The following is a 13,666-nucleotide window of genomic DNA, read 5'->3' as shown; positions in this document are numbered from 1 at the left end:
GCGACCTCCCGTCTGGTTTTTCACTGTCTTTTATTATAACAAACTTATATACATTTGAAAACCCCCAGTCATCCCGGGAGTTTTATTTCTGCTGATATTTTTATGATCTGCCGAACTCGGTCAGTTTCAGTCCTTCATTTCTGTCTACCGTCATACGGATGCTCCATTCATTGACAAATAACAGAAGCGGACGTCCCTTCAGATCTTTTACTTTTTTCATATCCGAAGTTCCGGTCAGTTTATCCAGATCAATTTCTTCATTTTCAATCCAGCGGATGTACTCATATGGCAGATTTTCCAGACGGATCTCCACGTTATATTCGTTCTCCAGACGGTATTTTAACACATCAAACTGAAGCACTCCGACAACACCGACAATGATCTCTTCCATACCGGTATTGTATTCCTGGAATATCTGTATTGCACCTTCCTGGGCAATCTGGTTGATTCCCTTAATGAACTGCTTTCTCTTCATAGTATCAACCTGGCGCACACGTGCAAAATGCTCCGGCGCAAATGTCGGGATCCCTTCATATGTGAATTTATCCTGTGCGGTCGTCAGTGTATCTCCGATTGAAAAGATTCCCGGATCAAATACACCGATGATATCTCCGCCGTAAGCTTTACTGATCATCTTACGCTCGCTTGCCATCATCTGCTGCGGCTGGGAAAGACGTACTTTCTTTCCGCCCTGCATATGATATACATCCATACCGGCTTCGAATTCTCCGGAGCAGATACGCATAAATGCAATCCTGTCCCGGTGCGCTTTATTCATATTCGCCTGGATCTTAAATACAAATGCCGAGAAATCTCCTTCTTCCATCGGATCGATCGGACCTCTGTCAGATGTTCTCGGAAGCGGTGATGTCGTCATCTGAAGGAAATGCTGGAGGAATGTCTCCACTCCAAAGTTGGTAAGCGCGGATCCAAAGAAGACCGGTGAAAGTTCTCCCTTGCTTACCAGTTCCTGGTCGAATTCTGCTCCGGCACCATCCTGAAGTTCAATCTCTTCTTCCAGCTGCACTCTCTGATCATCTGTGATCAGCCACGAGATCTCCGGATCATTGATATCTACCTTCTTTACTTCTCCCTGCGTCGTTCCCTTTTTTGTATCCGAGAAGATTTCCACCTTTTTACTTGCTCTGTCATATACACCTCTGAACTCTTTACCTGAACCGATCGGCCAGTTGATCGGGCATGTTGCGATTCCAAGTTCATTTTCAATATCATCCAGAAGTTCAAATGTATCCATTGCTTCACGGTCCATCTTATTGATGAATGTAAAGATCGGGATATGGCGCATCGTACATACTTTAAACAGTTTTCTCGTCTGTGCCTCGACACCCTTGGATGCATCAATAACCATAACCGCAGAATCTGCTGCCATCAGGGTACGGTAGGTATCCTCCGAAAAGTCCTGATGTCCCGGTGTGTCCAGGATATTGATACAGTATCCGTCATAATTAAACTGCAATACAGAAGAAGTAACCGAGATACCTCTTTCTTTCTCAATCTCCATCCAGTCAGAAACCGCATGTTTTGCAGTTGCCTTTCCTTTTACGCTTCCCGCCTGATTGATGGCACCTCCGTAGAGAAGGAACTTCTCTGTCAGTGTCGTCTTACCTGCATCGGGATGTGAGATAATTGCAAATGTTCTTCTTTTCTTTATCTGATTCTTTACTTCATTCGTAATCTGTGACATATATTATACACTCCTAATTTATAGTATATCCGTTTATAGGCACTATTAATCAGTATAACATATGTCTTTAAAATGCTCAAACATATTTTTCCTGTATTTTCAAGGTTTTCCCTTGTTTTCTGCAGCTTACTTCGAATCCGCATTCACCGGATTGATCACAATATTCTGTGCTGCCACCCCCGTCTTTCTGGTCACAATATCTTCGATCTGCGCACGGTTTGCATCACTTAACTCGGAAGCTCCTACGATCACATCTGCCTGATCATCCGTGATGCTCACAACGGAATTATGAAATCCTTTGGCTGCCAGGAGTGACTCTGCAGCCGATTCTTTTTCTGCAGTCTCCGTCATCTGTACCATCTGGTTCACGGCTTTTTCTTTTTCTTCGGCGCTGAGATTCTTATTATCGATAATATTCTGTAATGTTTCTTTATTCTTAGAGCGCACCTGTTCCCTGCTCACCTTTGCCTGCGACACAACCGAACTTACCGATCCATTTGTAAGGACTGCTTCTCCGGGTGTTCCGTCTACACTTCCGTCATCTGTGCTTCCGGCATTGCTGTCTGCGCCGCTGCCGGAATCCCCCTCCTGACTTTTCATATCTCCGGATGACACCGATGCATCTTCATCGGAAATATCCAGCAATTCCTTGTTCGCGAGTTCAGAATTGGTCTCCTGTGTCTTCGTCTTGTTCGGAAATAATTTGCCCGAGTAATTCATATACCCTGCGGCTGCGATCATCACTGCCAGTGTTGCGATCACAATCTGATTCTTCTTTGCAATCTTTTTCAATGTTATGCCCTCCTGTCCGTTTTACACTGCTTTAATTCATCTGCTTTTTCATTATTCTAATCTTATGCGGTTCGATATCAAATAATGCCTGGACCGCACTGCTGATATTTTCTTTCACCACTGCATTCCCGCCGCCATCTGCGATCACGACCACACCTTCGATTTCGGGACTTAATTCTTTGCTTACATATGGAGATCCGCTACCCTGAGTAGTGCTGTCACTGTCACTTGCATATACCGTATTTTCTTTTTTGGATGCCTTTGACGACTGTCTGGTTCCTCCCTGGCTGTCTTCTTCCATCACCGTTTCCTGATCCGATTCTGTATCCTTATCCAGCACCTTTTCTGCTGAAGATTTCAGTGTGATCATCACCTTTACTTCTCCGGTTCCTTCAATCTGCGATAAGATCCGGCTCAGGCGGTCTTCCAGATAGGTAGTATACGCTTCTTCGTCTGTCCCATCAGATGTCCCCCTTACAGTTTTTCCTGTATTGCCGTCTGATGCGGACGAAGCATGTTCTTTCGTCTTTCCTGCCGGAACTGCGATCACCATCAGAAGAATTCCTGCAAGAAGCAGAATCAGGAGCTGATCTTTTTTTAGATTTTTAAACGAAAACTTTTTCCAGTTTGTAAGTTTGTTCGGAAACAATTCACTCAGATTCTTTGCCGATTTCAATCTGCTCCACCTCGATTCTTCTGTTCTGGCTTGTATTTTCATCATTCTGTCCGTCTATCCTGAGAATCTCTTCCTGAACTTTCTGACTTTTTTCTTCTAGTTCACTGACCTGAATCTTATATACACTGTTATGATAAATTTCTTCAAATGCGGTTCTCTTATCCAATAATTCCAATACCGGAACAACCAACATTGCTGTCAGAATCAGTCCCAGAACGAAACGGACATATTTTTGAAACCCATGATCCGGCAGCATCTGTAAGATCATGCTTCCAAGCACTGCAAAAAATGATAACTTTAAGATCCAGTTATAGATAAACTCCATCTGTCCCGCTCCTTTTTGGTCATGCATTCGTCACCGCCGCCACGATTGCGATCGTCAGCAGAAATAACACTCCCACAGTAAATACAATCTGCAGCAGTATCTGACATCCTTCTCCTACCGCTTCTACGCAGCCCGTGACACGTTCATCCGACACCGGCTGGATCATGGCAGCCGCAAGCTTATAAAGAAGAGCTGTTCCCGCAGTCTGGACTAACGGTATGACACACAGGGCAATACAGATCACCGCTCCTGCCATCCCGATTCCATTCTTTACCAGTACTGCCGTTCCAAGCGCCACCTCCGTCATTCCGCCCAGGAGATTGCCTATTCCCGGGATTGCCTCTGCACCTTTCAGTACGGTGCTTCTTTTCACCGTATCGATCGCAGGACTGATCATTCCCTGGATCAGGTTCGCACCGATGACACACGCAAGTGCTGTCTTAAGCGTCCAGCGGATGACAATTTCCAGGAATTCCGATAATTTCTCCAACATATCTTCCGGTCCCAGAAAATTCAGGATACGGATGATCATATATACCCTCACCATCGGCAGCAGTACATTTCCGATTATGATCTCAACCGCATAGATTAAAAACAGAACAAGATTGTAAAATGCCACCCCTGTCACACTTCCCTTCGCCACCGCAACCGCCAGAAAATAAACCGGATAGAATACTCCCATAAAAGCAGTGATATTCCGTATCCCGGATTCCACCCACTTAAGAACCACATCAAAAGCAGCGACCGTCAGTGCCGCCAATAACATGTAAATCATATAGAATCCGACACTTGCCACCTGTCGGTTCTGAAGGGTACCTGCAAACTGATTCATGAATGCTGCAATCATTGCAATCAGCAAAATATGTATCAAATTCTTTTTGCCCGTCTGAAGCAGATAAAACATCTGCTCCCTGACGAATTCTGAAAGAAGCTTTGCAGATGCCTTCAGATTTCCGGTTAAGATTTCCGATATTACTTCTTTAAATATGATCCGTTTTTCAGGGAACAGAGACTGTAAGGAATCGTCAATTTTGCCGTATTCAAATTCTGAGAGGATGCTTTCTTTTATTTTCTGTTGTTCCTGTTCTGGATCCGCTGCATAACAATATGTAACTCCAATATGTTCCAACGCCGGAAACAATAGCAAAAATATTAAGACGCACCCGATATAAATACCCGTTATTTTTTTATATCCCGCACTACATCTCATACCAGAAATCCCCGTATCGTCTGCAAAAGCGCACTTAACACCGGAAGACTTAACACCAGGATCGTAATCTTGGCGAACACTTCGATCTGTAATGCAATCGTCTGATACCCCGCATCTTTACATATTGCCGAAGAAAATTCGGCCGCATATGTGATCCCAAGAATCTTCCACAATGTTTTCCAATAATCATTGCCAGGCCCGGCAACGCTGTTGATCTCATTCAACACATCTTTGATCAGGCTGATCTTCCCAAGCAAAGTGGCAAAGATCAAAAGACCAAGAACAATACTGATATAGATGCCATATTCGGATTTACCACTTTTGAACTGCAAAGCCAGAAGAACTCCTGCTACTCCCAGTATTCCGATCTGCAGCATACTCATATGTTCCGCCTCCCATCCCATATAGCACATACTTCTCAGACATCACACATTTTATAACGAAAACAGATCCTGGATAGATTCAAACAGATCATAGATATATGGCACGATCCAGAATAAAACCAGTAAAAGTCCTGCCAGACTGGTCAAGAATGCCTGTTCTTCTCTTCCGCTGTGCTTTAACACCTGACAAAGTATGGATACAAGAATCCCTACCGCCGCAATTTTAAATATCAGATTCACACTCATATACTGCCTCCTATTTTTTACAGGAGGATAATTGCCAGAAATATGCCTCCGGTCACTCCGACACATTGGTACAGACGGATTCTCTCCTTCTGCTCCGTTCTCATGTCCTCCATTTTCTGTTCCATTTGTTCCAGGTACAGATCCAATGTCTTCACCTGCATCTCGATATCGATCGTTCCCAATTCACTGCCCAGGCGTATCAGACTCTCCATCATATCCTGTGGGATTCCGGTTTCCGCAAGATATTTCCTCGTCTCTTCTTCCCATATTCCCGCCAGACTTGTACCCTGTCTTTTCGTCAGCCTCTCGCACAAAGAAAGCAGCCACATCTTATACGGTTCCTGTGCTTCGCTCCCTACATGCAGAAACGCTTCCGGAAGCACCTGTCTGGAATAACGAATCTCACTTCTGATCCGAAAAATCAGTTTTCTCAGATATCGCATCTGTCTGTAACACTCTTCTATTTTTGCAGCCTGCAACATTCCCCAGCCCCCGCCTGCAAGAATGACCATGACTGCCCCGATTCCTTTTATCATTTCGCCATTTCCATCATTTCTTTGTATAGAAGGCTTCCCCTGTTATCAAAGATTCCTTCGATCTGTCCCACGTGTGCGTCATTTCCAAGTAAAATATACCGTTCGAACCTTCCTTCTCCGATCATCCGGTTGAACAGTGGTTTTTTCCTAAGTTCTTCCATTGACTCTGCATGTACGGTTGCCAGCATCTTACATCCACAGTGCATGGCATATTCTATGGCATGTACATCTTCCGGTGTTCCAATCTCATCCACAGCGATCACCTGCGGTCCCATTGAACGGATCAGCATGATCATCCCTTCTGCTTTCGGGCACCCATCCAGAATATCCGTACGGATTCCAAGATGATTCTGCGCCACACCCATATAGCAGCCGCCAATCTCCGAACGTTCATCCACCACACCTACCGCAAGTCCCGGAAGCCAGGAATTTCCTTCCGATATCTGACGGATCAGATCTCTTAACAGTGTCGTCTTACCACATCCCGGCGGCGATACGATCAATGTATGACATAACAACCGGTTACATACAATATAGGGAAATACCGCATCGGCGCATCCGATCATCTCATGTGCTACACGGATATTCACCGAAGAAATGTATTTCAGATTCTTTACCTTCCCATTTTCCATAATAGCCTGTCCCGACAATCCCACTCTGTGTCCTCCTTCGATTGTGATAAATCCCTGCCGCATCTCCTGCTCGCACGCATATAGGGAATAATTACTGATGTATTCCAGCATTTCGCGGATATTATCTTTCGTCACCAGGTATGGCCGTCTGGCTTTCGCTCCGGGGATAACTTCTGTGTCATGATACAGGAAGATCAGCGGCTTTCCCTCCCGGAGACGGATTTCCTGTAAGTATTCGAACTCCAGCTTTTCCTTTTGTATAATACTTCTGACATCCCATGGCAGGACTTTTAAGATTGTATCTTCTTTCATGTTCATCACCTCTTTACACCCATGTATATGTGGATGAATAGAGATTATGACTGGTATTTTTCTAGGAACGCAAAAAGATGATATGAAATTTGGGTTTTTATTTCATATCACCTTTTAATACCAAAGTATGTAAGAGAATCTGCCAGTGGCAGGTTCTCTATACAAATATTCTATAGTCCGAATTCTTCAAACAATTTTTTCTGATACGCCTTGTCTGTAGCTGCTTTCAGGATATCTTCCGTTCGATGAAGTTCAGATAATTTAACATTTTCTAGATTCTTCTTTGCTATCTTCTCAAAATCCTGGTTTAATACATTTTTTGTTTAAGCATTCCCCAATATTGGCTTTTGAATTATTCTTCTAAATCCATTGCCATATACATCGGAATACATTTTATCTCTGCTTCTTCTACAGAAAAGTGCATGTCCGAATCCAATTCATTAAATCCGTTTCTATAATACAAATGATATCCTTCCATAGTTGAACATAAAGTTATAAATGAAAATCCAACTTTTTCTTTCTGTATTTCTCTTATTCTATTTAAGCATTCTACAAAAAAATAATCAGAAAACTTTATTTTCATTCCTTCAGAACTCAATTCCTGTAAGATTCCTTGATACTGCTCTGTCAAAGCAAAACAATTAATATGTACTGCTCCACCTATTTTTCTCACTTGATTTTCTTCTACACTTTCTAAGTACCCTGTACTTAAATTGTAATATCCGATAATACATTTATTGTTTTGTGATAACAAAACATACGTTTTTCCATAATTTTCATCTAAAGCAATATTTTGTCTTAAAAATTGATCTAAATACCAGTTTCCAGAATGGAAAGATGATGCCAGTTTTTGCAAACTGGCATTATATTGAACAACATTTAATTTTCTATTCATCTTTCACCTCGGTTACAATCAACTCCGCTTCATCAGTAACAGAATCAACAACCACTGAAACATTGTGTGTATTATAAAAATCTCTGATAGCTTTTGCTTCTGGTGACAACTTCGTTTTCATTATTACTTTTTTCGTTGTTCTAAAAGGATAATCTGTTCTTATAGCATAATTCATACACTCACACCTTCTTTCTCTTTTTCTATCCTTTTCCCTCACACAAAGCTTTTTATCCCTATCTATTTTAAATGTATCATATATTTTTCTCTATTGCAAGATTAACTTTAAAAACTAAAACACCAAGAGACTGACCTTTCATCAATCTCCTGTATTAAAAAAGCTGCTATTCCATGTCCTCATCATCCGCCCCTCTTTCCCTTACTTCAAATATTCCTGCCATACCAATTTTCTTAATCCGGAAACGGCACCGTTTCAATATTCGGTGCAATTCCTTTTTCTTTTAATTCTTCTCCATACATTTGTTCCCAATCATAACACCAAATACATATCCTTACAATCTTCTTCACTATATATATCCATCCAGCAATCAAAAAGGGAATTATTAAAAAATCACTTCTTACATCTATTTCTGAAGCTATCATATCCAAATTCTGTTCTTTTGTAAAAACCAGAATCAATCCCGTAAGCATTACTTCCGGACAAAGATTAGAAATCAAATACGAGCGCACACGACATTGACTTTCTTTCGCCCTACGAGTACTTGTTCTTCCATTGATAAGAAAAAACGTTGCCCAAAACACAGTTAATTCAATTGCATTTGCTATTATAAATTCTACAAAATTCCCATAACACTTCACTGTATCTTTGTTTTCAAGTCCTCTATATATACAATACACGCAAAAATATAGTAATATCAATCTCCATGCCCAAATCACCACAATTATCTTCCCTATAAAAAATATACTCTTTTTTACAATTCCCTGTTCGCATCTAAACCAGCAAAACCTGAATGAACAAATTACAGTTCCTCCACCTAAAAAAATATATAAACAATTTTTTACTATCTTCACAGCATCCAATGTATAAAGATATTTATCCATACAATCACTGTAAAAAAGAAAAACTACTACACAAATTACAATCAGCATATACACGAATTCTTCTATTCTAACTTTCTTTTTTTCTTTCATCTATAGTTCCTCATTCATCTAATATACTTTCATCTAATTGTATATTACTATAACTTAGGGATATCAGGCAAGTCTTCTTCACGTCTGGCTCAATTTGCTTGTTTTCCCATCCTTTTTCTATACTTTAGTAATAAAAAACACCCCAGGCTTCCACTACCGGAACCCCGAGGCATTCACATAACATCTGATATTAAATTATAATCTTATTCCGCTACATCCTTCATAGAGAATGAGATTCTTCCCATCTTGTCCTTGCCAAGGCATACAACCTTAACAACATCGCCAAGTGTGAGAACGTCTTCTACACGATTCACTCTTTCTTTGGAAAGCTTGGAAATGTGTACCATTCCTTCTTTTCCAGGTGCGAACTCAAGGAATGCACCGAAGTCTTTGATGCTGACAACTTTTCCTTCCAGAACCTGTCCGGCCTCAAAATCTGTGACGATGATGTGGATCATCTTCTGTGCTTCTTCCATACCTTTGGCATCTGTTCCGCAGATAGATACGGCACCATCATCTGTAATGTCGATCTTCACACCTGTCTGCTCGATGATCGCATTGATTGTCTTTCCACGCTGTCCAACAACATCACCGATCTTCTGTGGATCGATCTGCATCTGAATGATCTTCGGAGCGAATTCTCCAACCTCTGCTCTTGGAGCATCGATTGCTTTATTCATAACTTCATCAATGATGTAAAGTCTTGCTTTTCTTGTCTTAGCAATAGCTTCTTCAATGATCGGTCTTGTCAGTCCGTGGATCTTGATATCCATCTGGATCGCTGTGATACCTTTATGTGTACCGGCTACCTTGAAGTCCATGTCTCCGAAGAAGTCTTCCAGTCCCTGGATATCTGTAAGCACCAGATAATCATCGTCTGTATCACCGGTAACAAGTCCACATGAGATACCTGCTACTGCAGCCTTGATTGGTACACCTGCTGACATCAGTGACATAGAAGATGCACATACACTTGCCTGAGATGTAGAACCGTTAGATTCGAATGTCTCAGATACAGTACGGATCGCATACGGGAATTCTGCTTCGCTTGGAAGTACCGGAAGCAACGCACGCTCTGCCAGTGCTCCATGTCCGATCTCGCGGCGTCCCGGTCCTCTGGATGGCTTTGTCTCACCTACAGAGTATGATGGGAAGTTGTAATGATGCATATATCTCTTGACTGTCTCTGCTTCATCCAGACCATCCAGTTTCTGAGCTTCAGAAAGAGGTGCTAAAGTACAGATGTTGCAGATCTGTGTCTGTCCACGAGTGAACATTGCTGAACCATGTACTCTAGGGATCAGGTCAACTTCTGCCGCAAGTGGTCTGATCTGGTCGATCTCTCTTCCGTCCGGACGTTTGTGGTCTTTTAAGATCATCTTACGTACCGTCTTCTTCTGATACTGGTATACAGCTTCCGGAAGAACTGCAAGCCACTCTTCATTTTCAGCAAATGCTTCCTCTAATTTTTCTGTTACGGCACGGATATTCTCTTCTCTTGTCTGTTTATCATCGGAGAATACTGCTACTTCCATCTCTTCCGGAGTAACAATCTCCTTGATTGCTGCAAAGAGTTCTTCCGGAACTGCACAGCTTTCATATTCGTGTTTTGGTTTTCCGCATTCTGCCACGATTGTGTCAATGAATGCGATTACTTTCTGGTTTAATTCATGTGCTGCAAAGATTGCATCGATCATCTGCTGCTCTGGAACTTCGTTTGCTCCGGCTTCGATCATAATGACTTTCTCTCTTGTAGAAGCAACCGTTAAAGCCATGTCAGATACTGCCTTCTGAGCTGCTGTAGGGTTGAATACGAATTCTCCGTCAACCAGACCTACCTGTGTAGTAGAGATCGGGCCGTCAAACGGGATATCGGAGATTGTTGTTGCGATTGCTGCACCAAGCATAGCTGTAAGCTCCGGTGAACAGTCCTGATCGACAGATAATACAAGGTTCTCCAGTGTGACATCGTTACGGTAATCCTTCGGGAACAGTGGTCTCATCGGACGGTCGATCACACGGCATGTAAGGATAGCATTCTCAGATGCTTTCCCTTCTCTCTTATTAAATCCTCCTGGAATCTTTCCTACCGCATACATTCTTTCATTGTATTCAACGCTCAGTGGGAAGAAATCAATTCCGTCTCTTGGCTTCTCTGAAGCTGTTGCTGTACACAGTACAGTTGTATCACCATAATGCATTAACACAGCACCATTTGCCTGTTTTGCAACTCTGCCGACATCAACTCTTAAGGTTCTTCCGGCGAGTTCCATCTCAAATGTTTTATACATAAATGTGTTCTCCTTTATTTTTTCTTTTGTGGTTCAAGATCACCCCGAAACTACTGAAAAACACATTTTTATATCAAATATACTTTTCAGTGGTCTCGGTGAAGTTTTCCCAATCCACAATCCTATTTATTATAGCATACACTTTCACAAAAAGCTATACCTAAAATCGTTCACATGCTCTGCCACTGATGACTAACTGATGACTTTTATTGCTTATTCCGATAATAGAAAAGGGACATCCTTCCGAATGTCCCATAAAATCATGAATTATTTTCTTAATCCAAGTTTCTCGATCAATGCACGATATCTTTCGATGTCTGTCTTCTTCAGGTATGCAAGAAGTCCTCTTCTCTGTCCTACCATCTTAAGAAGTCCTCTTCTTGAGTGGTGATCCTTTGGATTAGCTTTGAAATGATCTGTAAGGTCATTGATTCTTGCTGTCAGGATAGCGATCTGTACTTCCGGTGATCCTGTATCTCCTGCTGTTCTGCCATACTGTGCTACGATCTGTTCTTTCTGTTCTTTAGAAATCATGTTTGTTTCCTCCTGTATTCTCTTAAATTAAAACGCCTGATATTAAGTAACGGTTGGAGTTTCCAGTTACCGAACACCGGCTTCAACGTTGCTTAGTATATCATATGAACTTCCCTGTGTAAAGAGAAATTTATACAATTCCAAAATATTCCATTCCCTTTGCAATATCCTTATCAATCTGTTCTTTCAGTGCTCCGATTCCATTGAATTTTTGTTCCGGTCTCCGGAATTCCATCAGACTGATCCGGACTTTTTCTCCGTATGCATTTCCCGAATATCCAAAAAGAAACGCTTCGATCAACAGCTTCTTCTCTTCCGTTACAGTGGGCTTAATACCGACATTTGCAATCCCCGGATAGGTCTTGTCCTGTACATCAATCTTACAGAAATAGACTCCGTGTGCCGGCACAATCTTCCCGTCAGGCCATGCAACATTCAGTGTCGGAAATCCGAGCGTACGGCCAAGCTGTCTGCCATGTTCGACCATCCCCTCTACTTCAAATGGATAACCAAGCAGCTTTTCTGCCAGTCCCACATCTCCAGCTTTTACCACTTCTTTTACATAAGTACTGCTGATGATCCGGTCATGATAACGTTCTTTTTCTATGACGATCAGCTGATAGTCATATTGATCTGCATATTCCGCCAGCATATGCACATCCCCGCGTTTCTCACATCCGAATGTAAAGTCTGTTCCTACCACAACATATTTGGCATGAAAAAGATCATGAATGATCTCCTGTATAAAATCCTCCGCACTTTTCTGACGGAAAGATTCAGTAAACGGGCATTCGATCAGGTAATCGACTTCGTCTTTCACCCTTTCCTGCCGTTCTTCCCCGACCATCAGAAGTTCCGGAGTAATCCCTCTTTCCTTCCATAGCGGTCTCATGTCAAACGAACATACGATGCTGTTAATATTCTCCTGTTCTCCTAATTCACGAACTTTTGTCACAAGCACCTGATGGCCTCTGTGTAATCCATCAAACTTTCCAAAAGTCACCGCTACCCTGCCGCTTCCGTTATATTCCGCAAGCTCCCTGATATACTGCATAGTCTTTTCTTCCTCGTTTACTCGTTAAAAAACATCTTGACGATGTGATATTTTTTTTCTTTTTCTTTCCATTGATAAATAGCAATGAATTTACCTGATTCCTCATACAGACGCACCTGTCTGTCTTCCTCCTGACTGCCTGCGTCTTTCAGCATCTTCTCATCCAGCGGATTCCCGTTTTTTGCAAATGCTTTCCAGTCATCCTTCACTGTGATCTTTGGATATAACGGGAACATTTCATCAATCGGCACCAGAATCTCCTCAAGCATTCCTTCCTGCTTTAATGCTCCGATTTCTTCCAGTGTCTTTGCATCCTTTATCTGAAACGCCGATACTCTTGTACGGATCAGTGATTCCATACATCCGCCACATCCAAGCTGTTCGCCGATATCGTGGCAAAGAGTCCTGATATAGGTCCCTTTGGAACACGACACCTCCATACGGACCCGCGGAAGATCCATTTCTATGATCCGGATATCCCGGATTTTCACCGGACGGGCTTTTCTTTCTACAACCTTTCCTTCTCTGGCAAGCTCATATAATTTTTTCCCGTTTACCTTAAGTGCCGAATACATCGGTGGAATCTGATCATAGTCTCCGATAAAGCTTTCGATTACTTCTCTTACTTTATCTGCTGTAAGTGTTTCCGTACTTTTTTCTTCCAGAATCCTGCCCGTGATATCCTGTGTGTCAGTTGTCATACCGAGAAGCATAACTGCCTCATAAGTCTTATCCTTATCCGTCAGAAGATCACAAAGCTTAGTTGCTTTTCCCAAGCAAACCGGAAGAACACCTGTCGCATCCGGATCAAGTGTTCCGGTGTGTCCGATTTTTTTCTGTCCCACGATCCCACGGAGTTTTGCTACTACATCGTGGGAAGTGAACCCTTTTTCTTTATACACATTAATGATTCCGTGTATCATAGT

The 13,666-nt window shown here is 42.2% G+C and carries 16 protein-coding genes; all 16 read right to left on the bottom strand.

Annotation, left to right across the window (positions count from 1 at the left end; genetic code table 11):
- Nucleotides 1-100 precede the first annotated feature (100 nt).
- Nucleotides 101-1,705 carry a peptide chain release factor 3 gene (locus OCV72_RS09515; protein ID WP_028085774.1) on the bottom strand — a complete coding sequence of 535 codons (1,605 nt, stop codon included), beginning with the start codon at nt 1,703-1,705 and terminating at the stop codon, nt 101-103.
- Nucleotides 1,706-1,831: 126 nt separating this feature from the next.
- A complete protein-coding gene (locus tag OCV72_RS09510; protein WP_028085775.1) occupies nt 1,832-2,497 on the bottom strand; it encodes a SpoIIIAH-like family protein in 666 nt (221 codons plus the stop codon).
- A 31-nt stretch (nt 2,498-2,528) separates the two neighbouring features.
- Nucleotides 2,529-3,173: a hypothetical protein gene (locus tag OCV72_RS09505; RefSeq protein ID WP_330376583.1), complete on the bottom strand. Its 645-nt coding sequence runs from the start codon at nt 3,171-3,173 to the stop codon at nt 2,529-2,531.
- Nucleotides 3,148-3,525, bottom strand: a complete 378-nt coding sequence (locus OCV72_RS09500) for a stage III sporulation protein AF (RefSeq protein WP_044924172.1) — start codon at nt 3,523-3,525, stop codon at nt 3,148-3,150. Before OCV72_RS09500 ends, OCV72_RS09505 begins: the two co-directional genes overlap by 26 nt.
- On the bottom strand, nt 3,518-4,708 hold the full coding sequence (locus tag OCV72_RS09495) for a stage III sporulation protein AE (RefSeq protein ID WP_055283446.1): 1,191 nt from the start codon (nt 4,706-4,708) through the stop codon (nt 3,518-3,520). Before OCV72_RS09495 ends, OCV72_RS09500 begins: the two co-directional genes overlap by 8 nt.
- Nucleotides 4,705-5,091 carry a SpoIIIAC/SpoIIIAD family protein gene (locus OCV72_RS09490; RefSeq protein ID WP_055283444.1) on the bottom strand — a complete coding sequence of 129 codons (387 nt, stop codon included), beginning with the start codon at nt 5,089-5,091 and terminating at the stop codon, nt 4,705-4,707. The genes OCV72_RS09495 and OCV72_RS09490 overlap by 4 nt, the downstream gene beginning before the upstream one ends.
- A gap of 51 nt (nt 5,092-5,142) precedes the next feature.
- Nucleotides 5,143-5,337, bottom strand: a complete 195-nt coding sequence (spoIIIAC, locus tag OCV72_RS09485; RefSeq protein WP_028085779.1) for a stage III sporulation protein AC — start codon at nt 5,335-5,337, stop codon at nt 5,143-5,145.
- A gap of 17 nt (nt 5,338-5,354) precedes the next feature.
- Nucleotides 5,355-5,873, bottom strand: a complete 519-nt coding sequence (locus OCV72_RS09480; RefSeq protein WP_055283441.1) for a stage III sporulation protein AB — start codon at nt 5,871-5,873, stop codon at nt 5,355-5,357.
- Nucleotides 5,870-6,817 (bottom strand): stage III sporulation protein AA, encoded by a 948-nt coding sequence (spoIIIAA, locus tag OCV72_RS09475; RefSeq protein ID WP_028085781.1) that lies wholly within the window; start codon nt 6,815-6,817, stop codon nt 5,870-5,872. Before spoIIIAA ends, OCV72_RS09480 begins: the two co-directional genes overlap by 4 nt.
- A gap of 352 nt (nt 6,818-7,169) precedes the next feature.
- Nucleotides 7,170-7,712: a hypothetical protein gene (locus tag OCV72_RS09470; RefSeq protein ID WP_055283439.1), complete on the bottom strand. Its 543-nt coding sequence runs from the start codon at nt 7,710-7,712 to the stop codon at nt 7,170-7,172.
- Nucleotides 7,705-7,887, bottom strand: a complete 183-nt coding sequence (locus OCV72_RS09465) for a hypothetical protein (protein WP_055283437.1) — start codon at nt 7,885-7,887, stop codon at nt 7,705-7,707. Before OCV72_RS09465 ends, OCV72_RS09470 begins: the two co-directional genes overlap by 8 nt.
- A gap of 233 nt (nt 7,888-8,120) precedes the next feature.
- Nucleotides 8,121-8,861: a hypothetical protein gene (locus tag OCV72_RS09460; protein ID WP_055283434.1), complete on the bottom strand. Its 741-nt coding sequence runs from the start codon at nt 8,859-8,861 to the stop codon at nt 8,121-8,123.
- 203 nt (nt 8,862-9,064) lie between these two features.
- Nucleotides 9,065-11,152, bottom strand: coding sequence for a polyribonucleotide nucleotidyltransferase (locus OCV72_RS09455; protein WP_055283431.1), 2,088 nt, complete (start codon nt 11,150-11,152; stop codon nt 9,065-9,067).
- A gap of 267 nt (nt 11,153-11,419) precedes the next feature.
- Complete coding sequence (rpsO, locus tag OCV72_RS09450) at nt 11,420-11,686, bottom strand: 30S ribosomal protein S15 (protein ID WP_006427570.1); 267 nt, start codon at nt 11,684-11,686, stop codon at nt 11,420-11,422.
- A gap of 130 nt (nt 11,687-11,816) precedes the next feature.
- Nucleotides 11,817-12,740, bottom strand: coding sequence for a riboflavin biosynthesis protein RibF (gene ribF, locus OCV72_RS09445; protein WP_055283429.1), 924 nt, complete (start codon nt 12,738-12,740; stop codon nt 11,817-11,819).
- Between the two features lie 17 nt (nt 12,741-12,757).
- Nucleotides 12,758-13,663 carry a tRNA pseudouridine(55) synthase TruB gene (truB, locus tag OCV72_RS09440; protein ID WP_055283427.1) on the bottom strand — a complete coding sequence of 302 codons (906 nt, stop codon included), beginning with the start codon at nt 13,661-13,663 and terminating at the stop codon, nt 12,758-12,760.
- Nucleotides 13,664-13,666: the final 3 nt, after the last annotated feature.

This window comes from Dorea amylophila, assembly GCF_025567265.1.
GTDB lineage: Bacteria > Bacillota > Clostridia > Lachnospirales > Lachnospiraceae > Dorea_A > Dorea_A amylophila.
The sequence above is the reverse complement of the archived record's forward strand: the minus strand, read 5'-3'. Positions and strand labels throughout refer to the sequence as shown.

Bases quoted from the DNA above. Each gene is read 5' to 3' on its own strand.
- OCV72_RS09455 (WP_055283431.1), bottom strand. From the start codon at position 11,152: ATGTATAAAACATTTGAGATGGAACTCGCCGGAAGAACCTTAAGAGTT.
- rpsO (WP_006427570.1), bottom strand. From the start codon at position 11,686: ATGATTTCTAAAGAACAGAAAGAACAGATCGTAGCACAGTATGGCAGA.
- OCV72_RS09470 (WP_055283439.1), bottom strand. From the start codon at position 7,712: ATGAATAGAAAATTAAATGTTGTTCAATATAATGCCAGTTTGCAAAAA.
- OCV72_RS09480 (WP_055283441.1), bottom strand. From the start codon at position 5,873: ATGATAAAAGGAATCGGGGCAGTCATGGTCATTCTTGCAGGCGGGGGC.
- OCV72_RS09460 (WP_055283434.1), bottom strand. From the start codon at position 8,861: ATGAAAGAAAAAAAGAAAGTTAGAATAGAAGAATTCGTGTATATGCTG.
- OCV72_RS09500 (WP_044924172.1), bottom strand. From the start codon at position 3,525: ATGCATGACCAAAAAGGAGCGGGACAGATGGAGTTTATCTATAACTGG.
- spoIIIAC (WP_028085779.1), bottom strand. From the start codon at position 5,337: ATGAGTGTGAATCTGATATTTAAAATTGCGGCGGTAGGGATTCTTGTA.
- OCV72_RS09495 (WP_055283446.1), bottom strand. From the start codon at position 4,708: ATGAGATGTAGTGCGGGATATAAAAAAATAACGGGTATTTATATCGGG.
- truB (WP_055283427.1), bottom strand. From the start codon at position 13,663: ATGATACACGGAATCATTAATGTGTATAAAGAAAAAGGGTTCACTTCC.
- ribF (WP_055283429.1), bottom strand. From the start codon at position 12,740: ATGCAGTATATCAGGGAGCTTGCGGAATATAACGGAAGCGGCAGGGTA.
- OCV72_RS09465 (WP_055283437.1), bottom strand. From the start codon at position 7,887: ATGAATTATGCTATAAGAACAGATTATCCTTTTAGAACAACGAAAAAA.
- spoIIIAA (WP_028085781.1), bottom strand. From the start codon at position 6,817: ATGAAAGAAGATACAATCTTAAAAGTCCTGCCATGGGATGTCAGAAGT.
- OCV72_RS09515 (WP_028085774.1), bottom strand. From the start codon at position 1,705: ATGTCACAGATTACGAATGAAGTAAAGAATCAGATAAAGAAAAGAAGA.
- OCV72_RS09490 (WP_055283444.1), bottom strand. From the start codon at position 5,091: ATGAGTATGCTGCAGATCGGAATACTGGGAGTAGCAGGAGTTCTTCTG.